Source organism: Rothia koreensis (assembly GCF_004136575.1).
Lineage (GTDB): Bacteria > Actinomycetota > Actinomycetes > Actinomycetales > Micrococcaceae > Rothia > Rothia koreensis.
This window is the reverse complement of record NZ_NOIQ01000001.1, coordinates 701198-726668: the sequence shown is the minus strand read 5'-3', so window position 1 is coordinate 726668 and position 25471 is coordinate 701198. Positions and strand designations below refer to the sequence as shown.

Here is a 25471-nt window from a genome sequence, read left to right as displayed (position 1 = left end):
TCAGGAGGGGTATTCCCCGCGCTTGACCTGGGGCTTCGGCATCCGCAACTTGCGAATCATCATGACCCTGTTGAACACATACATGGCGGATCCCGGTTCGACCGAACCGAACTTGGCCACGACGAGTTTCTTGAGCTTTCGCCACAACAGGAAGAAATCGAGGATCCAGATCGCGATGAAGATCCACATGACGTAAATCGTGTACTGCTGGATCGGCAAGGGCATCACGAGCCCCAGCACGAAGATCACGATCAGAATGATGATGAAGTAGTCGCCGACGTTGAACCGGGCGTCGACGTAGTCGCGAACGTAGCGACGTTGCGGGCCGCGATCGCGAGCCGGAAGGTAACGGTCATCGCCGGTCTGCATCGCCTGGTTCTGGCGAAGGCGTGCTTCCCTGGCGGCTTCCCGTTCCTTCTGCTTCGCCTCCTTGCGGTCGTCGGGGACGAGAGGCCGTTTGCGCGCCGCCTCGCGCTCTCGGCGCGTGGGAGTGGGGCGGCCCTTGCCCTGAGGCATCGTCTGATCGGCAGAATTCATCGGCTCCGATGACTGATCTGCCGCGTCACTTGCGGCTGAGGATTTCTTCTTGCTTCCGAACACTCGACCAGGATACTTGATGGCGCGCCCTGTTATCTTCCGACCAGCCCGGAGCATACAGTGGCGCATATGGAGAAAAACGCTGAGAAGAGCACGAGCGAGGCAGCCAACCCTCAATCTTCGGTCACAACCGAGGTCAAGGCACACGTGGAGACGAATTTCGATGCCACACTCTCGACTCTCGAGGGATTGGTGTCCATCCCGTCGGTCGCCTGGGAAAGCCATGATCTCTCCCGCGTTCGGGAGAGCGCCGAACGCGTCGCGGAATTGGCCCGCAACGGCGGCTTCGACGACGTCGAGATCCTGACGGCTCCCAAGCCGGAGGGCGGCGAAGGCATGCCCGCGGTCGTCGCGAGAAAACACCCGAAGCCCGGATACCCCACGGTCCTGTTGTACGCGCACCATGACGTCCAGCCCGTGGGCGATGGCGCCGACTGGAACACCGATCCCTGGGTCGCGACGCGACAGGGGGACCGACTCTTCGGACGGGGCGCCGCGGATGACAAGGCCGGTCTGATGACCCACCTGGCATCGGTGCAAGCCGTCGATGACGTGCTCGGCGACGATCTCGGGATCGGCATCACTCTTTTCATCGAGGGCGAGGAAGAAGCGGGCTCGCCGAGTTTCGTGAACTTTCTCGAGATGTATCGGGACAAGCTGCAGGCGGATGTCATCGTCGTGGCCGATTCCTCGAACTGGCGGGCGGGAGTCCCTGCTCTGACCACGAGCCTGCGCGGTGTCATCTCCGGAACGATTACGGTGCGGACCCTGGACCATGCCCTGCATTCCGGAATGTTCGGTGGACCTCTGGTCGACGCGAACACGGCGATGGTCCGGCTCCTGGCCTCCTTGCACGACGACGACGGCGCCGTCGCAATCGAAGGACTGGTTCGGGGTCAGGAACCCGACCTCGACTACGCCGAGAAGGATTTCCGTGAGGACGCCGGTGCGCTGGAGAACTTCCGGCTGACGGGACGAGGCAGTATTTCGTCCCGACTCTGGAACCAGCCTGCCCTGTCCGTGATCGGAATAGACATCACCTCGGTGGATCAGTCCTCGAACACGATGGCGGCCAGTACCCGCGCCCGCGTCAGCCTCAGACTGGCCCCTGGCCAGGATCCTCACGAAGCGCATCGACTCCTCGAAAAGCACTTGTCCGAGCACGCTCCGTGGGGGTCGACCGTGGAATACGACGGCGGCGAGGCAGGCCAGCCCTTCGAATCGGACGTGACCAGCGAACCTGCCCGCGCGGTGCTGGATTCCATGCGAGATGCGTGGGGCACCGACGCCGCGTTGATGGGCATGGGAGGATCCATCCCGTTCGTCGCGTCGCTGACCCGGACGTTCCCCGATGCGGCGATTCTCATCACGGGCATCGAGGATCCTGACACGCGGGCACACAGCGCCAACGAGTCTCTCTACATCCCTGATTTCCAGCGCGCCATCGAGTCCGAGGCGCTCTTCCTGTCCCGAATGAACGCAAAACTGTAGTCCCGCTCCACGTCTGGCGCGGGAATCCGTCCTGACCGCGGGCCCGATCGTCCTCGGCTTAGACCGAGGAATAGATCCGCTGTCTGCGGGGTTACACTGGCCCGAGAGCAATGGCTAGGCTTGAGGCGAGCAGAAAGGCAGGTCGCGATATGACTGTTGCACCCGATACGAAGACCGAGATACCGACTCACGGTGTGAATCTCACCGATGGCGCGGCGGAGAAGGTCCGCGCACTTCTGGAGCAGGAAGGACGCACGGATCTTCGACTGCGCGTCGCCGTCCAGCCCGGTGGTTGCTCGGGTCTCATCTACCAGCTGTACTTCGACGAGCGCGTGCTCGACGGCGACGCCGTACGCGATTTCAACGGCGTCGAGGTGATCGTTGATCGCATGAGCACCCCGTACCTCGAGGGCTCCACGATCGATTTCGAGGACACGATCCAGAAGCAAGGGTTCTCCATCGACAACCCGAATGCTCAGGGATCGTGCGCATGCGGTGACTCCTTCAACTGAGTGACATAGATCGCGTCCGGTCGATGCGTAATATGGCCCGGTGGTTCCCGGCAGGGGAACTGCCGGGCCATAGGCTTGTAGAAGTCGGTAATGCGGGCTCCAACACGCTCATGGCGGCCATGTCGAAGCTGAATCCCACTCCGTTTTCGGGGTACTGTGGTGACACACTGTCAGCGGGAATCCGCAGGTGCGAGTAAGCTCGTACCGAGACAGGAACGCTATGGCCCGACCACACATCAGCGGTGGGAGAGCGAGTGTTCATCACACGCACGGATATTAGAGGAAGGGCAGTCTGTGAGTTCGCAGAAACGAACCGGTAGCAGCCGCACCAAGGGCATCGTAGCCATTGGCGCGACCGCGGCCGCCACGCTGCTGTTGACGGGTTGTTCGGACACTGCCAAGGTCGGGTTCTTGCCGACCAAGCGCGGAACGACCGACAACGTCGACACGATCATGGATCTTTGGATCGGTTCCTGGATCGCTGCACTGGCCGTTGGTCTTGTTACCTGGGGCCTCATGCTCTGGTGCATCATCGCGTACCGCCGCCGCAAGGGCGAAACCGGGTACCCGCGCCAGCTGGGTTACCACCTTCCTCTCGAAATCATGTACACGGTCATCCCGATTGTGTTGATCGTGAGCCTCTTCGCCTTCTCCGACAAAGCAGAGCGTTCCGTCGACAGCCGCTGGGACGATCCCGGCGTCACAGTCGAGGTCTACGGCAAGCAGTGGGCGTGGGACTTCAACTACCTGGACAGCGATACCTACACCTCGGGCACGCAAGCAGGTCTTGACGGCCAACCCGGCAAGGAAGACAAATTGCCGACCCTCTACCTGCCCGAGAACACCCAGGTTGAGCTCCAGCTCAAGTCCCGCGATGTGAACCACTCGTTCTGGGTGCCGGCATTCTTGCAGAAGATCGACACCATCCCGGGTCAGACCAACTACATGGACTTCAAGACCGGCGGCCCCGGTGACTATCAGGGCAAGTGCGCCGAGCTCTGCGGTGAGTACCACTCCGAGATGCTCTTCAACGTGAAGGTTGTGTCCCAGGCGGAATACGACCAGCACATGCAGGACCTCAAGGACCAGGGCAACAATGGCCGCCTGGGCGATGAGTACAACCGCAATCCCAACATGAACGAATCGAAGTAGGGGAGTACCGGTGTCAACACTCGAGTATTCAGCTGAAGAAACAACGGTTGCGCAACGCACCGTACCCCGCTCGCGGGGTCGGATCGTTGTCAGCTGGTTGACTTCGACCGACCACAAGACCATCGGGTACATGTACCTGATTTCGTCTTTCGTCTTCTTCCTGCTCGCAGGAATCATGGCGCTCGTGATGCGCCTTGAGCTTTTCGAGCCCGGAATGCAGATCCTGGAGACCAAGGAACAGTTCAACCAGCTGTTCACCATGCACGGCACCCTGATGCTGCTGATGTTCGGCACGCCCATGTTCATCGGCTTCGCGAACGTCATCGTGCCTCTGCAGATCGGTGCCCCCGACGTGGCCTTCCCGCGGCTCAACGCCCTGGCGTTCTGGTTCTTCCTCTTCGGCTCGCTGGTCGCCATCTCCGGCTTCATCACCCCGCAGGGCGCGGCATCCTTCGGTTGGTTCGCCTACGCGCCGTTGAACTCCACGACATACAGCCCCAGCGTGGGTGGTGACCTCTGGGTCTTCGGTCTCGCGCTCCAGGGCTTCGGCACCATCATGGGTGGCGTCAACTTCCTGACCACGATCCTGTGCATGCGTGCTCCGGGCATGACGATGTGGCGTATGCCGGTCTTCACGTGGACGACCCTGATTACCGCCATTCTGCTGATCATGATCTTCCCGCCGCTCGCGGCGGCGCTGTTCGCCCTCGGTATGGACCGCCGGCTCGGCGGCCACATCTTCGACGCCGAAAATGGTGGTGCGATGCTTTGGCAGCACCTCTTCTGGTTCTTCGGACACCCCGAGGTGTACGTCCTGGCGCTGCCATTCTTCGGCATCGTTTCGGAAATCATCCCCGTGTTCTCTCGGAAGCCCATCTTCGGGTACAAGGGCCTGGTCTACGCGACCATCGCGATTGCCGCGCTGTCCGTCACCGTGTGGGCCCACCACATGTACGTCACGGGTGCGGTCATGCTCCCGTTCTTCTCCTTCATGACGATGATGATCGGCGTGCCCACGGGCGTGAAGTTCTTCAACTGGATCGGCACGATGTGGCAAGGATCCATTACCTTCGAAACGCCCCTGTTGTGGATCTTCGGCTTCCTGCTGACCTTCCTGTTCGGCGGCGTCACCGGCATCATCCTCGCCACCCCGCCGTTGGACTTCCACCTCTCCGATTCCTACTTCGTGGTGGCCCACTTCCACTACACGGTGTTCGGTACGGTCGTGTTCTGCATGTTCGGCGGTCTCTACTTCTGGTGGCCGAAATTCACCGGCAAGATGCTCAACGAGCGTCTGGGCAAGATCCACTTCTGGTTGTTGTTCACGGGCTTCCACGCAACCTTCCTGATCCAGCACTGGCTGGGTGTGGACGGTATGCCCCGCCGTTACGCGGACTACATGCCCGAGGACGGATTCACCTGGATGAACCAGTTCTCCACGATCGGTGCGATGCTGTTGGCGGTCTCGATGCTGCCGTTCTTCTGGAACGTCTACATCACCACCCGCAATGGCAAGAAGGTCGAGGTCGACGATCCGTGGGGCTTCGGCAGCTCGCTGGAGTGGGCGACGTCGTGCCCGCCGCCTCGTCACAATTTCACGGCCCTGCCCAGGATCCGTTCCGAGCGTCCGGCCCTGGACCTGCACCATCCGGAGCTGTCCACCAACCACGATGTCGCCTCGGCAGCCCGCCAGGCCGCCACGGTCAACTCGTAGGAGGCACGTAGATGCGCGAAAATGCCATTCTGTTCTGGATCTTGTTCATCTTCTTGATTCCGGTAACGATCGTGTACGGATTCATGACGGGGTTCACCGAGTGGGTCGGCTTCCCGGCCCTGCTCCTGACGGCTTTGATGTCGGCTTTCCTCGGGTTCTTCTTCAGCTTCACCGCGAAGAAGCACCCGAACCAGCCGTCGGACAACCTCGATGGTGAGATCGTCGACGCCGCCGGCGACTACGGCTTCTACTCTCCCTGGAGCTGGTGGCCGTTGCTGTTGGCTATCGCTGCCGCGATCGGCGTCGTCGCGATGGCCATCGGTTGGTGGATGCTCATGCTGGCCGCACCGGTGGCGCTCATCGGCCTGGTCGGCTGGGTTTACGAGTACAGCCGCGGTAACCACGCCCACTAAGGTGATCACCGCACAGCGACTTATTAGATAGGAAAGAGCCCCGATCCGTACGAGGATCGGGGCTCTTTCCTATCCGAGTAACCGTGGATGCAAGCAACGGCGTACCATCACAGGCCATGGTCCGTGCCACACGGGGTGCGCCCCCATTCTTCCCGTCCGGGCGTGAGCGCATATGGCCCCTGACGTCCAGCGACCACCGCCGCTGTGAAGAACCGGAACCACCCCGACATTGACCCTGCGTTGCCGACGCGTACACGCAATCAGCGGCACGTTCTCGTGGGTTTAGGATTCTGAGTCGTCCGCGCTCTTCGTGATCAGGTTCCCCCCGGACAGGACGATGATGAGGGCCGCGGTCGTCAGCCCGCAGGCCACCCACACCGGGCCGAGCAACCCGAAGCCTGATCCCAGCGCCAAGGCCCCCAGCGCGGGACCAGCAGCAGCTCCCATATTCAACGCCGTCGTGGCGTACGCCCCGGCCATGGTCGGTGCGCCCGAAGCAACATACAGGACGCGGGCAATGAGTGTGCTGCCTACTCCGAAAGACAGTACGCCTTGGATCAAGACCATCCCCATGAGGGCAACAGGATCGGCGGCGACGAGCGCGAGAACTGTCCATCCCATCAGCAACAGCGGTCCTCCAAGACAAAGGACAAGACCTGATCGAGTGTCTGACAGACGGCCGGACATCGATACGCCGATGAATGACCCGACGCCGAAAAGCACCAGGGTGACGGACACCCACGCTTCGGGTAGCCCGGCCAGATCGGTCACTACTGGCGCCAGGTAGGTGAAAACCGCGAAGGTTCCCGCGTTGACCAAAGCTGCAAGGGTCATGGCAAGAATGACCCGGATGTCGGTCAGCTGCCGGAGTTCGGTATGCAACTTCGGGGAGTCCGAGGGGGGGGGAGGATCCTGTTCGGTACCACCTGGTACTCCACGCACTACGCCGTAGAGGGCAGGCGCGCACAAGACGACAATCGCCCAGAACGTCATTCGCCAGCCCCCAAGCGAACCGAGCAGTGCTCCTGCGGGAACTCCAGCGACGGTGGCTATCGTCGTTCCGGAGAGCAGCACCGACAGCGCACGGCCCTTCTGCTGCTCTGGCACCACGGCGGTTGAGGCGCTCAATGCTACGGCGAGAAATCCCGCGTTGGCGACAGCGCTCAGCACCCGGGACATGAGGAGGAGCGAGAATGCGGTTGTCATGGCCCCAACGCAATGACTGGCAGCGAAGAGCAGCAGGGTTACGGCCAGCGTGACCCGACGTGGCCAACTACGACTGAAGGCGGCCATGAGCGGCGCCCCGCCGATCATGCCCAGGGCAAAAGCGGAGCTGAGTAGTCCCGCGGTGCCCATCGGCACATCGAGTTCGGCCGCGATGGCGGGCAGAAGACCCGCGAGCATGAATTCTGAGGTGCCCATGACGAAAACGGCCAGGGCAAGCATGTAGAGAGCGAAAGGCATTGAATACTCCGAGATGAGATGACTGAAGATGACTCTTCTCGGACCACGGCCAACGCCCTGGAAGGGATATGCGCGCGCCTTCAGGCGGCGGACAGCATATCTACATGTTCAAGGGGTTGGCGGTTGATCCGACAACCCCTGACTTGTCTGATTCGGGACTCTGCATGCCTCAGACTCTACACGCGGTGGCCCTCAGTGCTTCGCACGGTGGGTCATCATGGTCGGCTCACCTGGCAATCAAGGTGATATCCCTGCCACCGAGCCCCCGTGAGCGGAGTGTCGTCATGGGTAGGCTGGACCGATGGAGCAGCGAATATCACTCATCACACTGGCCACCTCGGATCTGGACGCGTCTCGACGGTTCTATGTCGACGGTCTCGGATGGGCCCCTGATCTGGAGGCCGACGACGTCCTGATGATGCGAGCCGGGGAGCATCTGATCTTGTCCCTGTGGCGTCAGGAAGCGTTCGAGGAGGAGGTTGGAGCTGCTGCTCCGGGGCCGGGGCTTGTGCCACTCACACTCGCTCACAATGTTGGGTCAGCAGAGGAAGTTGATGGGGTCCTGCGAGGTGCCCGCGAGACCGGCGCGCCCTTCGTGTCTGTGGCGGCCCATCGCGAGTGGGGCGGGTACAGCGGATATTTTGCCGACCCTGATGGGTACCGCTGGGAGATCGCTTGGGCACCTGGACCCGTCAATGACGCCGTCCTGCCTTGAGACACGCAGTTCACGTCGTTCTCCCAAGGGCTCAGACAGCACGAAGGCCCCGCCCCTGGCATGGGGGCGGGGCCTGCTCTCAGGCACTGTGTCCGACGCTCAGTGGCTACCGGATTCCAGCTCGTGGTGTTTGTGCGCTGCTTCCAGTTCCTCGGGCGAAACCGGGGCAACACGGTCCTCGAAGAAGAGACGCGACAACCGGCCGCGAACCCTCTCACCACCGCTGATCTTGCCCTTCTTGTCGGGCTGAGCCGGGGAGACCACGGGCGAATTGAAGTTCACCAGGCGGTACCTGTCGTACTCATTGAGCGGTTCGTGGACCTCGATGAATTCACCGTGCGGCAACTGGACCACTCGGCCGGTTTCGATGCCATGAAGCACCAGTTCGCGGTCCTTGCGTTGCAGCGAGAGGCAGATTCTGCGAGTGATCTCGAAGGCGATGAACGGTCCAAAGAAGAAGAAGAACCGAAGCACATAGGCCACATCGTTCAGCGCCACATGGAAGTGGGTCGCAATGAGGTCAGAGCTCGCAGCCATCATCATGATGGAGTACCAGGTGACGCCCGCGACGCCCGCACCCGTCCGGAAAGGAGCGTTGCGAGGACGGTCCAGGATGTGGTGTTCGCGATTGTCCTTGGTGACCCAGCGCTCGAGCCAGGGCCAGGTGAAGAACAGACCCAGGAGGATTGCGGCCGGAACCATCGGAAGCAGAACTGCCAGGACCCAGGTTCCGCCGGCCTGGACCTGCCAGTGCCAGGGCCATGCACCGGGCATGAGGCGCAGGGCGCCGTCGACCCAACCGATGTACCAGTCGGGCTGCGTACCAGCCTGAACGGGGGAGGGATCGTAGGGGCCGTAGTTCCAGATCGCGTTGATCGTCACCGTGCCGGCCATGAGAGCAATGATGCCGAAGACCACGAAGAAGAATCCGCCGGCCTTGGCCGCGTACACCGGCCCCACGGGGAACCCGACCACGTTTTTCTCGGTACGGCCCGGGCCCGGGTACTGGGTGTGCTTGTGAACAACCACCATGAACAGGTGAATGGCCACGGTCAGCAGGATCAGCGCGGGGATGATCATGATGTGCAACGTGTACAGGCGCCCGATGACGGCGTGACCCGGGAACTCGCCTCCGAAGAAGAACAGGGACAAGTGAGTGCCGACGAGGGGGATGGCCTTCATGACGCCGTCGATGATGCGCAGACCGTTGCCGGAGAGCACATCGTCGGGGAGGGAGTACCCGGTGAAGCCTGCCGCCATGGACAGCACGAAGAGCATGCCACCGACAACCCAGTTCAGCTCACGAGGCCGACGGAACGCACCGGTGAAGAACACGCGCATCATGTGCACGGCAATGGCAACCACGAACAGCAGCGCGGCCCAGTGATGAACCTGTCGCATGAACAGGCCGCCACGTATGTCGAATGAAATGTGCAATGCGGAAGCGTAGGCGGCCGACATCTCGACGCCCTTCATCGGGACATAGCTTCCGTCGTAGACCTTCGACGTCATCGAAGGGTCGAAGAAGAAGGTCAGGTACGTCCCGGACAGGATCAGGATCACGAGGCTGTAGAGAGCAACCTCGCCGAACATGAACGTCCAGTGGTCCGGGAAGATCTTCCGACCGAACTCGCGGACAATGCCGGACATGCCCACGCGAGTGTCCACAAAGTTTGCGATGCGCCCCGGGGTGGTCGAGGCCTGGTATTCGTTTACAGCATTAGACATGTTTAGGCCTCACTCGCCATCTCTTGCTTCTGCTTGCCCCGCTCCCAGTAGGCCGGGCCGACCGGCTCGTGGAAGTCGCTGCGCGCCACGAGGTATCCCTCGGAATCGACGGTGATCGGCAACTGGGGCAGAGCGTGCGCGGCGGGGCCGAACACGACAGCGCATTCGTTGGCCGCGTCGAACGTGGACTGGTGGCACGGGCACAACAAGTGGTGCGTGCGCTGCTCGTACAGGGCGATGGGACAACCGACGTGGGTGCACACCTTGGAGTAGGCGATGATCCCGTCAACGTTCCAATCCTTGCGGTCATCGGACACATGGAGCTCTTCGGGGTCCATGCGCATCAGCAAAACCACTGCCTTGGCCTTCTCCTCGAGGTATCCGTCCTCATGGGAAATGTCCAAGATGTTTTCCGGCAAGACGTGGTAAGCGGAGCCCAAGGTGACATCCGAGGCCTTGATGGGAGTCCCGGAGGGGTCACGGACCAGCCGGACACCCTTGTCCCACAATGTGTGCGAGAGAACCTTGGGATCGATGGGGCCGAGCTCGCGGAACAGCGTGATGAAAGTCAGTGGCGCAAGAATGATCGCGCCGATCATCGTGTTGCGCAGCAACGGACGGCGCTTGATCCCGGACTCGTCGATGATCGTCTCGACGATCTCCTGAGCAGAAGCCCTGGATTCTTCCGAGCTGATCTCGTGGCGCATCTCGACCATTTCGTGGTCGGGCATCAGGGTACGAGCCCACTGCACGATTCCGATGCCGATACCGAACATCGTGCACGCAATGCCGAGGCCGAGCAACAGGTTCTGGAGCCGAAGGTTGCTGGTCGGATCCGGATTGTTCACGTTGAACATGTCCCCGTCCGCCTTGATGGCGAAGAAGCCGATCCAGAATACGAACGCTCCGACGATGGACAGGATGAAGAGCCAGGAGACCTGGCGTTCGGCGCGCTTGGCGCGCTTGGGGTCCAGATCGGTCAGACGCGGTTCGTGGTGAGGGAGACCGGGATCCGGGAATTGTTCCTGATTCTGGTCTCCTGAGGTAGCAACGGCGCCGGAACGCTCCGGTGCTCCGTCACGATGGTTGCCCATGTGATCCTCTAACTTCCTTGGTACGAGCTGCTGGTAGGTGTGTGATGCGCGGTCGGGCTTACGCGGACCGCGAGGTCAGCCACACGGTGAAACCGATGACCAGACCCAGACCAATGGTCCAGATGAACAGGCCCTCCGACACGGGGCCGAGCGAGCCGAGCGCCAGACCGCCGGGGGAGCTGTTGCTCTCCTGAGCCTTCAGGTAGGTAATGACGTCACGCTTTTCATCCGGGGTGATGTTGGCGTCGTTGAACACCGGCATGTTCTGAGGACCGGTTTCCATGGCCTCGTAGATGTGCTCCTCGGAGACATTCATGAGGGTGGGAGCGAACTTGCCGCGCGTCAGCGCACCGCCGGAGCCCGCGGCGTTGTGGCACATTGCGCAGTTCGCGAGGAACACCTTGGCGCCGTTGGCGGCATCTCCCTTGCTGGTGTCCAGGGATTCCTTGTCCGGAACTCCGGGACCGGCACCGAGGGAAGCGACGTAGGAGGACAGCTGCTTGGTCTGATCGTCAGTGAACTGACCCGGCTTGATCTGAGCCTGAGTGCCCTGCATCTGCATGGGCATACGTCCTGTTCCGACCTGGAAGTCAACCGCAGCGGCGCCGACGCCGACCAGCGACGGACCGTTGTCGGTGCCCTCGCCGCTGGTTCCGTGGCAGGTTGCGCAGTTCGACTGGAACAGCTTCTGTCCTGCGGCGATGTCGTCGGCAGTGTAGTTCTGTTCCGAGTCGGCCTTGGCCTGATTGGTGGCGGAGGCAACTGCATAGAGGCCACCAGTCAGGACGAGGGCGACAGCCAACAGAATGATGGCCGCCAGCGGGTGACGCCGCTTCTGGGAGAGTGCCTTCACGTCAAGAGTTCCTTTGTCTGTGTGTGATTGATGTGTGGGCGGGCGATCCGCGGAGCTACTTCACGAAGTAGACCACGATGAACAGCACGATCCAGACCACATCGACGAAGTGCCAGTAATAGGAAACCACGATTGCCGAGGTTGCCTCGTAGTGTCCGAATCGCTTGGCGACGTACGCGCGTCCAATGATGAAGAGGAACGCGATCAAACCGGCGGTCACGTGCAATGCGTGGAAGCCTGTCGTGATGTAGAACGCCGAACCATAGGCGCTGGCCGCGATGGAAACGCCTTCGGAGACCAGGGTCGCGTACTCCATGGCCTGGACACTGACGAAGAAGGCGCCCATGACGAAGGTCAGGAGGAACCACTCAACCATGCCCCACTGGCCGACCTGGAAGATCGATCCTGTGCGACGGGCCTTGAGCTGCTCGGCCTTGAACACGCCGAACTGGCAGGTGACCGAGCTCAGGACGAGCACGATCGTGTTCGTCAGGGCCAGCGGGATATTCAGGTGGTGAGTGTTCTCCGCCCACACGTCGGGCGACGTAGCCCGCAGGGTGAAGTACATGGCAAACAGTCCGGCAAAGAACATCAGCTCACTCGCGAGCCATACCACCGTGCCGACGGACACGATGTTGGGGCGATTGAGCGTCGGTTGTGCCGACTTACTGGGAGTATGGGTTGCAGTTGTCACATAGACATTATGTCGGTAAAACTCCCGCCGAACCAACAGGAGCCGGTGCGCGTTGCTCCGGCGTGTCATCCTGAGCCCCGCGGATCGCCTCGCTGGCGCGGATTTGCAGGGCTTCGTCTCGGTTCTGGCCTTTAAAGTCACGTAATGGTGGGACGGCCGCCACAGTCGAAGACCCAGGGTTCATCCAGCTTTCGCACAGGACATCGGCGTAGGGGCCACAGGAAGGGGTATTTCATCGCCTAGGGTTGTCGTATGAGCAACACCGAGAGCGCCGGCGCGCAGCCAACGTGGAAGAGTCTGATCAACGCGATCGAACGGCACGAAGACCTGAGTTATGACGAGGCCGCGTGGGCCATGCGAGAGATGATGTCCGGCCTGGCTGACCCCGTTCAGGTGGCCGCCTTCCTGGTTGGACTGCACACCAAGGGGGAGACGGCGGAGGAGCTCCACGGACTTTCGGAGCAGATGCTGGATATGGCCGAGCCATACGGCGGCCCACGAGATGCGGTGGATATCGTGGGAACCGGTGGTGATCAGCACAACACGGTCAACATCTCGACGATGGCTTCTCTCGTCATTGCCGGGGCAGGCGTCAAGGTCGTGAAGCACGGCAACCGGGCGTCGTCGTCGTCAACAGGATCTGCGGACGCCCTGGAACGGCTGGGCCTGCCTCTCGACGCACCCGCGGCGAGGGTCGAGGCCTCCGTCGGCGAGGTCGGCATCTCGTTCCTTTTTGCCAACACCTACCATCCGGCCATGCGGTACATCGGCCCCATTCGCAAGACGCTCGGGGTTCCCACCGTTTTCAATTATCTGGGACCACTGGCCAATCCGGCACGCGTCGCCTCATCCGTGATCGGGGTGTCCAGCACACGCATCGCACCCCTCATGGCGGATGTCTTCGCCCGCCGTGGTGACCACGCGCTGGTATTCACGGGACCGCTGAATCTCGACGAGTTGAGCCTGATCGGGCCGACTCAGATGTGGGAGGCCCACGACGGTCACATCACAGAGAGCGTGATTGAGGTGGCCGACCTCGACCTCCCGTCGAACACCTTGGCCGACATCACCGGCAAGGATGCGCAGTTCAATGCCGAAGTCATTCAGCGGGTCATGGCGGGGGAGAGCGGCCCCATTCGCGACACGGTCGTGCTGAATGCGGCCGCTGGCCTTGTCGCTGCCGAGAAGGAAGCATCGAGCCCGTTGACCGATCGCCTCAATGCTGCAATCTCTCGGGCTCAGGATGCGCTGGATTCCGGACGTGCGGAGGAAGTCCTGACGTCGTGGATCAGGTTCCTCAAAGATTAAACCTATACTTTAAGGTAAATGAGTGATACCCTGAGTCGACGATGCCGGGTCTCACGGCCGCCGCTGGGCGATCTTCGCTATGACTCGTGCCAGCACGCGGTAACCCAGCAGAAAGACCGCATTGGCGATGGTTGCCACGATGATGAAGGACCAATGTGTCCCGCTTCCTGTCGCAGCGCGCAGAAGCATGCCGACGATGACCGTCGCAAGCCAGATGGTCACACCCGAAGGGATCAGGCTTGCAGGGGCGCGCCAGGCCTTGGACAACAGCCAACCAACAATGGCGCCCACGAGAAATGGCCATGCCGTCAGGGCCGTTCCCGCGAGACTTTCGCCGTGGGAACTGCGGCCAATGGCAGCGAAGAGGATGACGAGCACGAGGTCGGCCGCGACATAGGGCCACACGGACGCCGACGTCGTCTGGCGCTGGTCGGTGCGGTTCGCGGTATGAGCTGATTCGATGGAGGGCATGTATCGAATCTATCCCAGCGCTGAGATCAGGAGCGATCGGGGGCCGGGCCGAAAGCATTACTTTACATAATGTAGATTATCGGCGTTAGCGGGATGGTTGATGTGGTGCGGTGATCCTTGGTCCCCAGCAGTTTTGCAGGCAACATGGTGAGTACAACCGATGGAAGGAACGTCGCTCGTGCTGACCTGGATCGTGGAAAATCCTTTTGCGGTGTGGCTGATCGCCGCCATTGTTCTCGCGGTGGTCGAAATGCTGTCCCTGGATTTCTTCTGTCTCATGCTGGCCGGCGGAAGTTTCGCCGCGACGTTGACTGCGTTGGCCACCGACAGCTGGACCATACAGGTTCTGGTTTTCGCCGTGGCGTCGGTCCTGCTGATCTTCCTGGTTCGACCGATTATTGTGCGGCGTCTGAACCGGAACACGCCCCAGACGCTGAGCAATGTCGATCGTTTGGTCGGTCAGCGCGTCGAGGTGCTCGAAGACGTCTCCCAGGTCTCCGGGCTCGTCCGACTCGAGGGTGACCACTGGACAGCACGGACATCGACTCATGACGTGGTCCTTCCCGCAGGGTCGACCGCGGTCGTTCAGAGCATTGACGGGGCAACCGCCGTGGTCGATGCTTCCACCGGAGAAAACAGGCCCGAATAACCGGCGAAACGTTCCCGACTCGAGGCACCACCAAGGAAGGTACATCCCCATGGCACCACTCATCATTGTGCTCGTGCTGCTGATCCTGCTGGTCGTGATCGCACTGTTCAAGGCCGTGCGCATCATTCCCCAGGCCAAGGCCGGCATCGTTGAGCGACTTGGAAAATATTATTCGACTCTCAACCCGGGATTGCACTTCGTGGTCCCCTTCATCGACCGCGTTCTGCCGCTCATCGATTTGCGCGAACAGGTGGTTTCCTTCCCGTCCCAGTCGGTTATCACCGAGGACAACCTCGTGGTCGGCATCGACACCGTGGTGTACTTCCAGGTCACCGACCCTCGGGCCGCAACCTACGAAATCACGAACTACATCCACGCCGTGGACGAGCTCACGAGCGCAACGCTGCGCAACGTCGTCGGCGGGTTGAACCTCGAGCAGGCCCTGACCTCGCGCGACCAGATCAACGCCGAGTTGCGCGGTGTTCTGGACAGCACCACGGGTCGTTGGGGTCTTCGCGTTTCTCGCGTCGACATCAAGGAAATCCAGCCGCCCGTGTCCATCCAGGACTCCATGGAGAAGCAGATGCGCGCCGAGCGTGATCGTCGTGCGGCCATCCTGACCGCCGAGGGCGCCAAGCAGTCCTCGATTCTGACGGCCGAAGGCGAACGCCAGGCCTCGATCCTCTCGGCCGAAGGTGACGCGAAAGCAGCCATCCTTCGTGCAGACGGTGAGGCGCAGGCCATTCACAAGGTGTTTTCCGCCATTCACAAGGCAAATCCGTCGCAGAAACTCCTCAGCTACCAGTACTTGCAGACGCTTCCGAAGCTGGCCGAGGGCGATTCCAACAAGCTGTGGTTCGTCCCGACCGAGCTGGGCGACGCGCTGCGAGGCATCGGCAAGGCCTTCGGGGACGGTCAGGGTGTCGACCCGATGAATCCCTTTGCCCCGGCGTCGGAGGAAGAACCAACGTCCACGGAATCCGACGATTCGGAAGAACCCATCGTGGACTCCCCGGATCTCAAGGTCACCGAGGACGACCTCAACCCGGACGTCAACCAGACCAGCGTCAACCCTGACGACTTCGAGATGCCGCCCTCGAGCATCGATCCGGACGAGCCGGTTTCGCCCGCGATGGACGATCAGCCCGGCCCGGATTCCGGTGCGCCCACCACCACGGAGGATTCCGGGAACGACGGCGATGACTACGGCATTCCGGGGCGCTAGTAGCCACCGGTCCTCTCCCCTTGCGGAGCGCTGATTTAGCCTCCGCTCGGGAGAATGAGACCATAGTCAGGAATAAACGTGGGCGTTGTGTCGCTGAACATGATGCCGTGACCCCGTTCCTACTCGGGAAGGAAATGATCTATGAGTGACCGCAGCCTTCGAGGTATGCGCTTGGGCTCCCAGTCCATGGAGTCCGAACAGGGCGTGCAGCCTGCTCCGCGCCAGCGGGTCGAGTACCGGACCGACGACGGCGAACAGGTTTTCGTGACCTTCGCTGCGGAGGCCGAGATCCCGGCTACCTGGACTGCGAAGTCGGGCAAGGAGGCTCTGCTCATGGACGGCAGCAAGCCGGACACGAGCAATGAGAAGCCCGTACGTACGCACTGGGACATGTTGCTCGAGCGTCGATCGATGGAAGAGCTTGAGGAGACCTTGCAGAAGCGCATCGATTACTACCGTGAACGTCACGAAATTCCGGCCGACCAGGAGAGCTGACCCTAGTTCTGGCAACGCCGTACGAGCAGACGACAAAGATCGGGGCGACACCCACTGGGTGTCGCCCCGATCTTTGTCTCTCCGCCCGGTGTGCCCCGGGCCCGGTCCGCCGCCTACGCCGTGGCGCGCACGGCGCGAAGCTTGTTGCACAGGGTCTTGGCGCGAGCCCCGAGCCCCCAACGGGCCACTTTCGTCATCGATTCCAGGATGACTCCGGAGTCCATCTTCGAATCCCCGACCTCACGTTCAACGAACGTGATCGGAACCTCAGTAATGGTGAGTCCCGCCAACTCGGCTCGCCACCCGAGATCGATCTGGAAGCAGTAGCCTACCGAGTCGATCGTTTCCAGATCGAGGCGTTCCAGAGTCCCGCGACGAAATGCCCTGTATCCAGCGGTGATATCGCGAACATCAGTTCCCAACATCGTCTGAGCATAGAAATTGGCTCCGCGAGAGAGGAACTGACGGTGCCAGGGCCAGTTGACGGTCTTTCCCCCGGGTACGTACCGAGAGCCGATGGCGAGGTCCGCGCCTCGCTCGACGGCCTCGAGCAAACGCCCCAGTTGTTCCGGCTGGTGGGAACAGTCAGCATCCATCTCGACGAGCACATCGTAGTCTCGCTCCATGCCCCACGTGAATCCGGCGATGTAGGCCGCCCCCAGGCCTCCCTTGCCTTTCCGGTGGAGCACATGAATTTTCTCGTCCTCGTGGGAGAGCCGATCGGCGAGCTCACCGGTTCCGTCCGGGCTGTTGTCGTCGACCACGAGGACGTGGACCTCGGGCTGTGCGGCACGCAGGCGCTCGATCACCACAGGAAGAGCTTCGAGCTCGTTGTACGTGGGGATCACTGTCAGGGTCTTGAGTTCCACTGTGAATGCTCCTGCGGAGGTCTTGAAGTCAGTGAGGTCGCCCTCGTGTCACTTCGTGATATTCAGTTCCGGCGCTACTTTATCCCAACTCGTGCACAATATCCTGACGAGCTGTTCCGGCTTGTCCGTCACATCCGGTACTCGGTGCTTCCAATCCGGGACAGCTCGAAGACCGGATATTTCTCCCCCACGAGTTCCGGGAGCAAGGGGGTCCGCGCACGAGGGTCCGTGCTCCATGCGGCAATTCGGGAGTCCGCCGTTTGAACCATGAGGGCCTCGGCCCGCCATCCGGTGAATTCCGCCAGAGAGTCAGGAACGATCTGACCGCCGAAGGGACCTCCTGCGCGAAACAGCCTCTTCACGCCACGAGTCTGCGCCGTGAACGTAGCACGGGTGGGCAGCCCGACCTCGTCGACGTCGCTCCGGAGGCCCAAGGTCGCCCAGGCCCACGGGTTGACGGTGCTCTCCGCGCCCACCATCTGACCGCCCGGCAGCAACCCGACAGCGGAGCCGAGCCGCAATTCCTCCCGAACCAGGTCAATCCAGCCGGTATCCGACAGACTGGCCTCGATCAGCATCTCGCTCTTCCCCGACGAGTCGGCTGGTTGAGACTGACGCCGGACGACAACCTCGGCCGGAAGCTCACGATCGGGTTCCTCCGAAAAGGAATGCAACTGGATGGAACGCTGCGTGTCATCGACGATGCATGCGGTGTATCCGGCCGCGATCATGGCCGATCGATCGCTCTCCCCCGGCGTCGAGTCCGCTCGGCCGACGAACCCGGGAACAAGCACGAGACCGTCCAGGTCCACCGTGGTCACTTTGTCATCCGTCAGGGAGTCGGCCCCTGCTTCTTCTCCGACCCAAACGACGCGGTCGCCTTGAACCAGGACGGCCGTCGCAAAGGGGTCGGCGGGGCTGTAGACCGACCCGTTCCTGTACATCACCGTCGCGTCACCGTAGTTGTGTGTGATCATGCTCATATTTCTTCCGATTCTTCCCATTCCTGGCCGATGACGTCGTCGTCCGAGCCGGCGGGAGTCTCCAATTCGTGGACAATGACGCCGCGCTTGATGAGATTGGTGGCCGCTTCGCATCCGGTGCGCCACATCGGATCGTCCACGGCGTGCCCCAACTGATCCAAGGCGTCGATGACTTGCTTGGTCGCGCGCACGAAATCCCCGGCGACCAGGCCCGAACCTTCCAGGCTCTTCGACAACGAGTCTCCCCTGGCCCAGCGATAGACGGACCACATGAGCCCGACATCCGGTACGGGAGTCTCTGGCAGTCGGTGATGGCGTTCACGACCCGCGAGGTCCGTCCACAAGCCGTGCAGTCGGTTCGCCCTCTCCTGCAGGCCTGCCGGGTAGTTCCGGAGGAAGACGGTCTCGTCACGCTTCCCCGAATAGACCAAGGATGACGCCGCCGCGCACAGTGCCGCCGGGTCCAGTCCCTCGAAGTAGCCGTCACGCAACGCCAGCGACGTCAGGAGGTCCCGTTCGCCGTAGATTTTCCGCAAAGTCTCACCCGCGCTGCGCAGTTGGGGCTCCCCCGAATCGTCCGGACCGACGTAATCGTAATCCGCGAGCAAATCGAGGATATTCGAGAATCGTTGGGCGATCGTATTGGTCCTCGAATCGATCTGATGCCGAAGAGAATCGGTTTCCTTCTTCAACTTGACCCATCGGTTGAACCATCGAGCGTGGTCTTCCCGTTCCGAACAACCGTGGCACGGGTGGGACTCGACGGCCCGCCTCAGCCTGTCGATTTCGCGTTGGTCTTCCTCCGGGGATTCGAAGTCCGGAGATTTCGGCGGCTTGATGGTTCGACCGGGCTTCCCCTCATCGAGTGCAGACTTGACCCGCGCTGACATGTCGCGTCGGTCCTGGGGCGTCCGTCCGGTGAAGTGCTTGGGAACCTTTACCTTGGATATAGGTTGAATGCTTCCGTCGAATTCGGACGGGCCGATCACACGAAGATGGGCAGACATCGTCACGACTCCGATTCGAGTCTCGAATCCGCCCTGGGGTTTCCCCACCACGACCGCGGGTCCCGAGTTCCGCCCACGGGGAATATCGACGACGTCGCCGGGAACCAGCAGCTGCATCGTTGACTCCGCGGCGGATCGAGTCATGCGCTTCCGCTCCTTGGAGCGACGCTTCTCGGTCTGATTCAACTTGTACTTCAAGTTGGCATATTCGACGTAATCGCCCAAGTGACAGGTCATGGACTCTTCGTAGCCGGACAGGGCCTTCTCTTGTCGTCTCACCTTGGACGCGAGGCTGACCACCGACTTGTCTGCCTGGAACTGGGCGAAAGAGGATTCCAGGATGCTCATCGCGCGGTCGACCCCGAACTGGTCCAGGAGGTTCACCGACATGTTGTAGGTCGGTTTGAAACTCGAGTAGAGCGGGTACGTGCGTCGAGAAGCGAGTCCGGCGATAGCCTTGGCATCCATCCCGTCATTCCAGAGCACCACGGCGTGACCTTCGACGTCGATGCCCCGGCGTCCGGCGCGCCCCGTCAGCTGGGTGTACTCACCGGGAGTGATATCGACGTGCTGCTCGCCATTGAATTTGGAGAGTTTCTCAATCACCACACTCCGGGCCGGCATGTTGATGCCCAAGGACAGGGTTTCGGTCGCGAAGACCGCCTTGACCAGCCCCAGAGTGAATAGATGTTCGACGATTTCCTTGAACAGCGGAAGCATTCCGGCATGGTGGGCGGCAATCCCCCGGGACAGGCCCTCGCGCCAGTCGTCGAAGCCCAGGACCCTGAGATCCTTCAGGTCCACCGACGCCGTGGCCTCGGCGATGTAGGCACGAATCATCTGGGCTTGGCGCTGGTCGGTCAATCGGATATCCGAGGCGATGCATTGCAGCACGGCGTCGTCGCACGCTGCGCGGGAGAAGATGAAGTAAATCGCGGGCAGCAGCCCGTTCTCGTCGAGAGATCTCAGAACGACGGGCCGAGGGGCGCGCCGCATGGGCGGCGGACCGCTGCGGCCTTGGCCCTTTCCTTTGCCGCGTCGGGGCCCGCGGCGGGGTCCCGGGCCCCGACGGGACGTGGCCTTCAACAGATCCGTGTTGACCTTGATCTTCTCGGCGCCGTCCCGGCGCACGATGTCCGCCGCCTTCGAAATGGTCGTGTTGTCCGCAAACAGGTCGTACAGGCGGTGTCCGGCCATGACGTGCTGCCAGAGCGGAACGGGACGATGTTCCGAGACGACAACTCGGGTGGACCCACGCACTGTATCGAGCCACTGTCCGAATTCCTCGGCGTTCGAGATGGTGGCGGACAGTGATACGACGGCCACGGATTCGGGCAGGTGGATCATGACCTCTTCCCAGACGGCTCCGCGGAACCGGTCGGCCAGGTAATGGACCTCGTCCATCACCACGAAACCGAGCGAGGAAAGGGTCGAAGACTGCGCATACAGCATGTTGCGCAGAACTTCCGTGGTCATGACCATGATGGGGGCTTCCGAGTTCACGGAGATGTCCCCCGTGAGAAGTCCGACGTTCTCGGCTCCGTGAATCCGACTGAGGTCATGGAATTTCTGGTTCGACAGAGCCTTGATGGGCGTGGTGTAGAAGGCCTTTTTGCCCTGACGTCGGGCCAGGAATACCGCAAATTCGCCCACGACCGTCTTGCCGGCGCCTGTGGGCGCGGCGACCAGGACGCCGTCGCCGTCCTGCAATACCTCGCATGCCTCCCGCTGGAAATCATCGAGCGGAAAGTCGAGGGAGCTTTCGAAAAGCCCGACAGAGCTCTTGAGGTACTCGCTGCGGGCCTTGGCCGCTTCGTATTTCTCGGCGTAACTGGGCATGACACCAGCCTATCGGCACGCGCGCACGCGCACGTACCGATTCAGCTCTACGCCGCACTCGGCTACGGACTGCAGGCCTGAGACTCTCCTACCGACCGATCTGTTCCAGGCCCTCTTCGTCCGTGGTCTGGTGGGAATCGACGCCGTAGGACTCCACGAGTTTTGCGTTCTTCTTGTCCCGGCGCTTGTCATTGAACATGCAAATGGCGATGGCGAGGAAGAACAGGATCAACAGCGGTGCCATCAAATAGAACATCGTCATCACATCTGTGCCCGGGGCCGTCATCGCGGCGAGCAGAGCGACGACGACCACGACCCAACGCCAGGACTTGAGGATGGTGCGCCCCCGGATCAGCCCCATCATGTTCACGCCCACCAGAGCGACCGGAATAACGAAGGAGATGCCGAAGGAGATGATCAACTTGACGACGAAGGAGATGTAGGTCTTCGCCTCAATGAAGTTGGACTGGCCGTCGGGTGTGAACGCGGTCAGGGTCTTGACAGCAGTCGGCATGCACAGCCAAGCGATCCAGATGCCCAGAAGGAACAACGGAACCGAGACACACACGAAACTGACGGCGTACAGCTTTTCCTTCTTGTGGAGAGCTGGAGTGATGTACGCCCACAGCTGGTAGAGCCAGACCGGTGATGCCAGAACCAGACCGATGGCCAGTGAAACCTGGACCATGACGTCGAACGCCGAGGCAACGCCGTTGAAGTTGATGCTGGCGTGTCGCCCGTGGTCCTGAGCAATATCAGCGATCGGCGCAGTGATCGCGCGCATGACCGGGTAATAGAAGAAGAACCCGGCTACAGCTGCCAACACGGTGGCTATGGCCGCCTTGATCACTCGGTTGCGAAACTCCCGGAGGTGTTCGCGCAACGCCATCTGCGCCTGGGGGTTGCCCTTGCGACTGTATTTGGATGCCATGCTTCGGTCCGTGTCCTCGAGTCAGCAGAACTCCGGCCGCTGTCTCACCTCACCGTCTCTGCGACGGAGGTTCTTGCGGCCGGAGCATCAGCGGCTAATTCTTCGTCGTGCCCTGATCCCGGACATCGGAAGCATCGGTCGAGGACTCGGTGGAATGCGAGCCCCGTCCGGTTCCGTTGTCGACGACTTCACCGTTGACGACGTGATTCTTGGCCGAGGTCTCGTCCTTGTCATCCTTCATGTCCTTGACCTCGGACTTGAAGATCTTCATCGACTGGCCCAGGCTGCGCGCCATGCCGGGAAGTTTCGGGGCGCCGAAGAGCAAGAGAATGATGACCAGGAGAATCAGGAGATAGACGGGGTGGTCAAAGAGCCTACCGAGCATGGGTTCTTCCTTTCTTGTCGCCTCGCATCAGATCCCTGAAGTTCTGGGGCTGACCGAGACGGTCCCGCCGCGCGATGCGCTGGGCTGCTTTTCGTTGATGTCGCGTCGAGCGTTCGCGAAGATACTCTTCACGAGCTCGGTGGATTGGGACGAGTATTCCGGGAACGGGTGCCTCACGGATTCCCGTAGCCACTGAACTGGCCGATGTCTCCCACCGGTTGGTCATATCTTCCCCGAGTGAACCGACGTCCTCGAGAGCACCCAGGAACCGCTGTACGGTTCGCCAGGCCAACCACCCGAGAATCGCCGCGGATACGAGGACGAGGACCGTCCACAAGAGTATCCAAAACCACCAAGGCATACGTTCATTATAAACATCGATACCGCTCCCCTGACCGTCAGGCAGGGTTGAACTGGTCACCAGGACCCGGCGACATCGATCCCCCGCGCCTTCGCGGATTCGTACCACTGCGTTGTCCAGGGACGCGCCCTCCACAATGCCATGGACCCGGCATGATGGAGCATCAATCGGTACAGGCTGAACCAGTCGATGACATCGATCTCGATCACGAGTCCGGATTGCGGCGTTTCGCCGTCGTCCGCCGAGCCCGGAACGTCCGCGTGACCGAGGATCTCTCCCCCCAAGACTTCCGCCAGAGGCTCGGCATCGGCGGCGACCCACACGAGAGTTCGAGCGGGCTCAGGGCGAGACTCCCGTTGCGCCGGGACGACGTCGTCCTCAGCGGCCTCGACCACCCGAAGACCACGAATCGCCTCAATCCGATAGGTCCTGATCTCTGCATGAGCAGGACTTTCCGCCTCGAGGTACCAGGTATTTCCTCGTGAATAGACGTCGTGGGGTCTCACCCGTCGTTCGCTGGGGGCCGTCTGGCCACGCGAGCGGTAATCGATCTCGACCATCCGTCCGCTATCGGCAGCTGCTCGCAGGGCATCCACGGTTTTCGCGATCTGTGGTTCCAAGCGAATCGACAGCTGGTCGGAGGACACGCCCGCGCCGTTGGCGCCACTGACGAGTTTTCGGGAGATCTCTTCAACGGTGCGCGCGTGGTCCGGGGAAACCTGGCCCAGCAGTTGGATTGCCAGCAATAGTCGGATCGTCTGGTCCGGCGCCAAGTTCAGTGCACGCCCGAGCTCCTCGGGAAGTTCGACGAAGACTTCGTCGTCGTACGCCGTCACCCGCAGATACGCTCCGCCGAGAATCTCGTCGCTCGCGTTGGCAAGGGCGTCGATATCCTGCCTGACCTGGGCCGCACTGACATGTAGATGCCGAGAGATGTCCCGGATTGCGCACCCCGGGTTGCTTCCCACGTAAGACGCCAGATCCACGAGTCGCACAAATCGACGGTCGTTGGACTCTCTGTTCCTGCCACGCTTGGGCTCGATGATCTCGGTATCCCGGTCGGTGACGGCCGCGGAAACGCGCCCCTGGAGGTCGATCGCCCTCTGTATGGTGCGATCCACCTCGCGACGAACGGAGTCCTCATCGAGCTCCTGCCCCTCGGGGACGCTGAACTCGACTCCGGAACCCAACTCGGCCAGGCAACGAACGAATTCGAGGACATCCGGAACATCGACAGCAGCTTCAACGATTCGCGTCACGGAGTCGGTCTCCGGGAAAGCTTCTTGGAGCCGCAATCCCGTACCCGATTCCGACCAGTCCAGGACCACGGGGGCTGCACCCACCGTGCAACGGAGGACGACCTCCGGCGCGGGCGATTCCGAAATGCCCTCCAACACGGACTGCATCGAGAAGTCCTCGGGCGCTCCGGGAAGGCTCGATTCGCGCACCGACATGGACGTCATTCGCGACAGACGGAAGTTGCGCAGAGCCTGCCGATCGGCGTCCCACCCGCTGACATACCAATGGTCGAATCGCTGACCTACGCCCCACGGGCGAAAGCGGCGTCGTGATGTGTCCAGGGAATGGGCGGACCTGTAGGAGAAGGAAACCTCGGAGCCGTGCGCCAGCGCCCCGAGAATCGTTTCGAGATGTCCCCCGCCTCCGCTGAGGCGCGGTGTCACGTGCGTCAGCGCAACGGCGCCGTCAGCATCCTGTTCACCGTAGCCGAGCCGCCGGACGGCCCGCTCGGCGTCGTTCGCATAATTGGGATCGGACCACAGGCGTGCCGCAATTCCGAGCGTCAGCCTCTCCGCCGGGGTGAATTCCTCGCGACCGAGCCACAGATTCTCCCGCTCGATCCGATACAGGGTCTCGCCATAATCCTGGATGGCCGCAATCTTCATGCCCAGATGTCGCAGGGCAGCCTTGTCTCGCTCGAAGGTTCGCTCGAAGGCCGAGTCCGAACCGATGCTCCGGTACGCGTCGATGCTGTCCCGGATCCTCTGCCTCGGAACCGGCCGCTCGTGGGAAAGCATGAAACCGTACAGCGCGAACAAGCGCTCGGGAACCTTGACGGGCACAGGATCGGCCTAACTTTGAGGGTCTGCTGACTTCGAGTTCACGATGAGCGGGCCTCGACGAGGTCGACCACGAATACGAGGGCCTGATCCGGGCCAATCACGTTCCCGGCGCCGCGCTTGCCGTATGCGAGCTCGGACGGAATCTCCAATCGGCGGCGCCCACCAACCTTCATTCCGATCAGACCTTCGTCCCAACCCTGGATGACCTGTCCGACGCCGGCCCGGAACGCCAGCGGCTCTCCCCGGTTCCACGACGCGTCGAATTCTTCGCCGCCGTCGAATGTCACTCCGACGTAATGGCACGTGACCTGGTCTCCGCGCTCCACCGCCCGGCCTGATCCCTCGATCAGGTCGGTCACGCGCAGCGACTCGGGCACAGGTCCTTCAGGAAAATCGATCTCGGGTTTGGTGCGGTCGAGATTGCGCTGTCCGAATGACAT

At 61.7% G+C, this 25471-nt stretch carries 25 protein-coding genes; 11 read left to right on the top strand and 14 right to left on the bottom strand.

Annotated features, from left to right (window positions below; genetic code table 11):
- Entirely contained in the window at window positions 1-537 is a 537-nt protein-coding gene (locus EWU68_RS03335; protein ID WP_238692276.1) for a DUF3043 domain-containing protein, read from the bottom strand.
- A 129-nt stretch (window positions 538-666) separates the two neighbouring features.
- Between EWU68_RS03335 and EWU68_RS03330 the strand changes: the two genes are divergently transcribed.
- The 5 genes from EWU68_RS03330 (at window position 667) to EWU68_RS03310 (ending at window position 5879) form a co-directional block, all read left to right on the top strand.
- Window positions 667-2088, top strand: coding sequence for a dipeptidase (locus EWU68_RS03330; RefSeq protein WP_129314401.1), 1422 nt, complete (start codon window positions 667-669; stop codon window positions 2086-2088).
- Window positions 2089-2237: 149 nt separating this feature from the next.
- Window positions 2238-2600: a HesB/IscA family protein gene (locus tag EWU68_RS03325; protein ID WP_129314400.1), complete on the top strand. Its 363-nt coding sequence runs from the start codon at window positions 2238-2240 to the stop codon at window positions 2598-2600.
- Between the two features lie 294 nt (window positions 2601-2894).
- Complete coding sequence (ctaC, locus tag EWU68_RS03320; protein ID WP_129314399.1) at window positions 2895-3752, top strand: aa3-type cytochrome oxidase subunit II; 858 nt, start codon at window positions 2895-2897, stop codon at window positions 3750-3752.
- 10 nt (window positions 3753-3762) lie between these two features.
- The gene (gene ctaD, locus EWU68_RS03315; protein WP_129314398.1) at window positions 3763-5466 is read left to right on the top strand and encodes an aa3-type cytochrome oxidase subunit I; all 1704 of its coding nucleotides are present in this window, start codon (window positions 3763-3765) and stop codon (window positions 5464-5466) included.
- A gap of 11 nt (window positions 5467-5477) precedes the next feature.
- Window positions 5478-5879 (top strand): cytochrome c oxidase subunit 4, encoded by a 402-nt coding sequence (locus EWU68_RS03310; RefSeq protein WP_129314397.1) that lies wholly within the window; start codon window positions 5478-5480, stop codon window positions 5877-5879.
- Window positions 5880-6161: 282 nt separating this feature from the next.
- On the opposite strand, the gene EWU68_RS03305 is transcribed toward EWU68_RS03310, so the two are convergent.
- A complete protein-coding gene (locus tag EWU68_RS03305) occupies window positions 6162-7343 on the bottom strand; it encodes a Cmx/CmrA family chloramphenicol efflux MFS transporter (protein ID WP_129314396.1) in 1182 nt (393 codons plus the stop codon).
- A gap of 301 nt (window positions 7344-7644) precedes the next feature.
- Here EWU68_RS03305 and EWU68_RS03300 point away from each other — a divergent pair, with 301 nt between their 5' ends.
- Complete coding sequence (locus EWU68_RS03300; RefSeq protein WP_129314395.1) at window positions 7645-8058, top strand: VOC family protein; 414 nt, start codon at window positions 7645-7647, stop codon at window positions 8056-8058.
- Window positions 8059-8157: 99 nt separating this feature from the next.
- On the opposite strand, the gene qcrB is transcribed toward EWU68_RS03300, so the two are convergent.
- Genes qcrB through ctaE form a run of 4 tightly spaced genes read right to left on the bottom strand, consistent with a single transcriptional unit; the run spans window position 8158 to window position 12427 of the window.
- A complete protein-coding gene (gene qcrB, locus EWU68_RS03295; protein WP_129314394.1) occupies window positions 8158-9786 on the bottom strand; it encodes a cytochrome bc1 complex cytochrome b subunit in 1629 nt (542 codons plus the stop codon).
- A 2-nt stretch (window positions 9787-9788) separates the two neighbouring features.
- A complete protein-coding gene (gene qcrA / locus EWU68_RS03290) occupies window positions 9789-10880 on the bottom strand; it encodes a cytochrome bc1 complex Rieske iron-sulfur subunit (protein ID WP_129314393.1) in 1092 nt (363 codons plus the stop codon).
- A gap of 58 nt (window positions 10881-10938) precedes the next feature.
- A complete protein-coding gene (gene qcrC / locus EWU68_RS03285) occupies window positions 10939-11733 on the bottom strand; it encodes a cytochrome bc1 complex diheme cytochrome c subunit (protein WP_129314392.1) in 795 nt (264 codons plus the stop codon).
- Between the two features lie 55 nt (window positions 11734-11788).
- Window positions 11789-12427 carry an aa3-type cytochrome oxidase subunit III gene (ctaE, locus tag EWU68_RS03280; RefSeq protein ID WP_129314391.1) on the bottom strand — a complete coding sequence of 213 codons (639 nt, stop codon included), beginning with the start codon at window positions 12425-12427 and terminating at the stop codon, window positions 11789-11791.
- Window positions 12428-12679: 252 nt separating this feature from the next.
- Between ctaE and trpD the strand changes: the two genes are divergently transcribed.
- On the top strand, window positions 12680-13735 hold the full coding sequence (gene trpD / locus EWU68_RS03275; protein WP_129314390.1) for an anthranilate phosphoribosyltransferase: 1056 nt from the start codon (window positions 12680-12682) through the stop codon (window positions 13733-13735).
- Window positions 13736-13786: 51 nt separating this feature from the next.
- Here the strand turns inward: trpD and EWU68_RS03270 are convergent, their stop codons facing one another.
- Window positions 13787-14206: a DUF3054 domain-containing protein gene (locus EWU68_RS03270; RefSeq protein ID WP_129314389.1), complete on the bottom strand. Its 420-nt coding sequence runs from the start codon at window positions 14204-14206 to the stop codon at window positions 13787-13789.
- Window positions 14207-14366: 160 nt separating this feature from the next.
- On the opposite strand from EWU68_RS03270, the gene EWU68_RS03265 reads away from it, so the two are divergent.
- The 3 genes from EWU68_RS03265 to EWU68_RS03255 all read left to right on the top strand — a co-directional run bounded on the left by EWU68_RS03265 (window position 14367) and on the right by EWU68_RS03255 (window position 16575).
- Window positions 14367-14855 (top strand): NfeD family protein, encoded by a 489-nt coding sequence (locus EWU68_RS03265; RefSeq protein ID WP_129314388.1) that lies wholly within the window; start codon window positions 14367-14369, stop codon window positions 14853-14855.
- 49 nt (window positions 14856-14904) lie between these two features.
- The gene (locus EWU68_RS03260) at window positions 14905-16080 is read left to right on the top strand and encodes an SPFH domain-containing protein (protein WP_129314387.1); all 1176 of its coding nucleotides are present in this window, start codon (window positions 14905-14907) and stop codon (window positions 16078-16080) included.
- A 141-nt stretch (window positions 16081-16221) separates the two neighbouring features.
- Complete coding sequence (locus EWU68_RS03255; RefSeq protein ID WP_129314386.1) at window positions 16222-16575, top strand: RNA polymerase-binding protein RbpA; 354 nt, start codon at window positions 16222-16224, stop codon at window positions 16573-16575.
- A 113-nt stretch (window positions 16576-16688) separates the two neighbouring features.
- On the opposite strand, the gene EWU68_RS03250 is transcribed toward EWU68_RS03255, so the two are convergent.
- From EWU68_RS03250 to tatA, 5 genes are all read right to left on the bottom strand, one after another.
- Window positions 16689-17444 carry a polyprenol monophosphomannose synthase gene (locus EWU68_RS03250; RefSeq protein ID WP_129314385.1) on the bottom strand — a complete coding sequence of 252 codons (756 nt, stop codon included), beginning with the start codon at window positions 17442-17444 and terminating at the stop codon, window positions 16689-16691.
- 128 nt (window positions 17445-17572) lie between these two features.
- Window positions 17573-18421, bottom strand: coding sequence for a hypothetical protein (locus EWU68_RS03245; RefSeq protein WP_129314384.1), 849 nt, complete (start codon window positions 18419-18421; stop codon window positions 17573-17575).
- A 2-nt stretch (window positions 18422-18423) separates the two neighbouring features.
- Complete coding sequence (locus tag EWU68_RS03240; RefSeq protein WP_129314383.1) at window positions 18424-21273, bottom strand: DEAD/DEAH box helicase; 2850 nt, start codon at window positions 21271-21273, stop codon at window positions 18424-18426.
- 88 nt (window positions 21274-21361) lie between these two features.
- Window positions 21362-22204, bottom strand: a complete 843-nt coding sequence (tatC, locus tag EWU68_RS03235) for a twin-arginine translocase subunit TatC (RefSeq protein WP_129314382.1) — start codon at window positions 22202-22204, stop codon at window positions 21362-21364.
- A 94-nt stretch (window positions 22205-22298) separates the two neighbouring features.
- A complete protein-coding gene (gene tatA / locus EWU68_RS03230) occupies window positions 22299-22589 on the bottom strand; it encodes a Sec-independent protein translocase subunit TatA (RefSeq protein WP_129314381.1) in 291 nt (96 codons plus the stop codon).
- On the opposite strand from tatA, the gene EWU68_RS03225 reads away from it, so the two are divergent.
- On the top strand, window positions 22588-22785 hold the full coding sequence (locus EWU68_RS03225) for a hypothetical protein (RefSeq protein ID WP_129314380.1): 198 nt from the start codon (window positions 22588-22590) through the stop codon (window positions 22783-22785). The two genes, tatA and EWU68_RS03225, sit on opposite strands and share 2 nt — an antisense overlap.
- 221 nt (window positions 22786-23006) lie before the next feature.
- On the opposite strand, the gene EWU68_RS03220 is transcribed toward EWU68_RS03225, so the two are convergent.
- Together EWU68_RS03220 and EWU68_RS03215 are read right to left on the bottom strand one after the other, a co-directional pair.
- Window positions 23007-25031: a helix-turn-helix transcriptional regulator gene (locus tag EWU68_RS03220; RefSeq protein WP_129314379.1), complete on the bottom strand. Its 2025-nt coding sequence runs from the start codon at window positions 25029-25031 to the stop codon at window positions 23007-23009.
- 38 nt (window positions 25032-25069) lie between these two features.
- Window positions 25070-25471, bottom strand: coding sequence for an FKBP-type peptidyl-prolyl cis-trans isomerase (locus tag EWU68_RS03215; RefSeq protein ID WP_129314378.1), 402 nt, complete (start codon window positions 25469-25471; stop codon window positions 25070-25072).

Coding starts and splice junctions, on each gene's coding strand:
- EWU68_RS03335 (WP_238692276.1), bottom strand. CDS start 537: ATGAATTCTGCCGATCAGACGATGCCTCAGGGCAAGGGCCGCCCCACT.
- EWU68_RS03330 (WP_129314401.1), top strand. CDS start 667: ATGGAGAAAAACGCTGAGAAGAGCACGAGCGAGGCAGCCAACCCTCAA.
- EWU68_RS03325 (WP_129314400.1), top strand. CDS start 2,238: ATGACTGTTGCACCCGATACGAAGACCGAGATACCGACTCACGGTGTG.
- EWU68_RS03310 (WP_129314397.1), top strand. CDS start 5,478: ATGCGCGAAAATGCCATTCTGTTCTGGATCTTGTTCATCTTCTTGATT.
- EWU68_RS03305 (WP_129314396.1), bottom strand. CDS start 7,343: ATGCCTTTCGCTCTCTACATGCTTGCCCTGGCCGTTTTCGTCATGGGC.
- EWU68_RS03300 (WP_129314395.1), top strand. CDS start 7,645: ATGGAGCAGCGAATATCACTCATCACACTGGCCACCTCGGATCTGGAC.
- qcrB (WP_129314394.1), bottom strand. CDS start 9,786: ATGTCTAATGCTGTAAACGAATACCAGGCCTCGACCACCCCGGGGCGC.
- qcrA (WP_129314393.1), bottom strand. CDS start 10,880: ATGGGCAACCATCGTGACGGAGCACCGGAGCGTTCCGGCGCCGTTGCT.
- trpD (WP_129314390.1), top strand. CDS start 12,680: ATGAGCAACACCGAGAGCGCCGGCGCGCAGCCAACGTGGAAGAGTCTG.
- EWU68_RS03270 (WP_129314389.1), bottom strand. CDS start 14,206: ATGCCCTCCATCGAATCAGCTCATACCGCGAACCGCACCGACCAGCGC.
- EWU68_RS03265 (WP_129314388.1), top strand. CDS start 14,367: ATGGAAGGAACGTCGCTCGTGCTGACCTGGATCGTGGAAAATCCTTTT.
- EWU68_RS03260 (WP_129314387.1), top strand. CDS start 14,905: ATGGCACCACTCATCATTGTGCTCGTGCTGCTGATCCTGCTGGTCGTG.
- EWU68_RS03255 (WP_129314386.1), top strand. CDS start 16,222: ATGAGTGACCGCAGCCTTCGAGGTATGCGCTTGGGCTCCCAGTCCATG.
- EWU68_RS03245 (WP_129314384.1), bottom strand. CDS start 18,421: ATGATCACACACAACTACGGTGACGCGACGGTGATGTACAGGAACGGG.
- EWU68_RS03240 (WP_129314383.1), bottom strand. CDS start 21,273: ATGCCCAGTTACGCCGAGAAATACGAAGCGGCCAAGGCCCGCAGCGAG.
- tatC (WP_129314382.1), bottom strand. CDS start 22,204: ATGGCATCCAAATACAGTCGCAAGGGCAACCCCCAGGCGCAGATGGCG.
- EWU68_RS03225 (WP_129314380.1), top strand. CDS start 22,588: ATGGGTTCTTCCTTTCTTGTCGCCTCGCATCAGATCCCTGAAGTTCTG.
- tatA (WP_129314381.1), bottom strand. CDS start 22,589: ATGCTCGGTAGGCTCTTTGACCACCCCGTCTATCTCCTGATTCTCCTG.
- EWU68_RS03215 (WP_129314378.1), bottom strand. CDS start 25,471: ATGTCATTCGGACAGCGCAATCTCGACCGCACCAAACCCGAGATCGAT.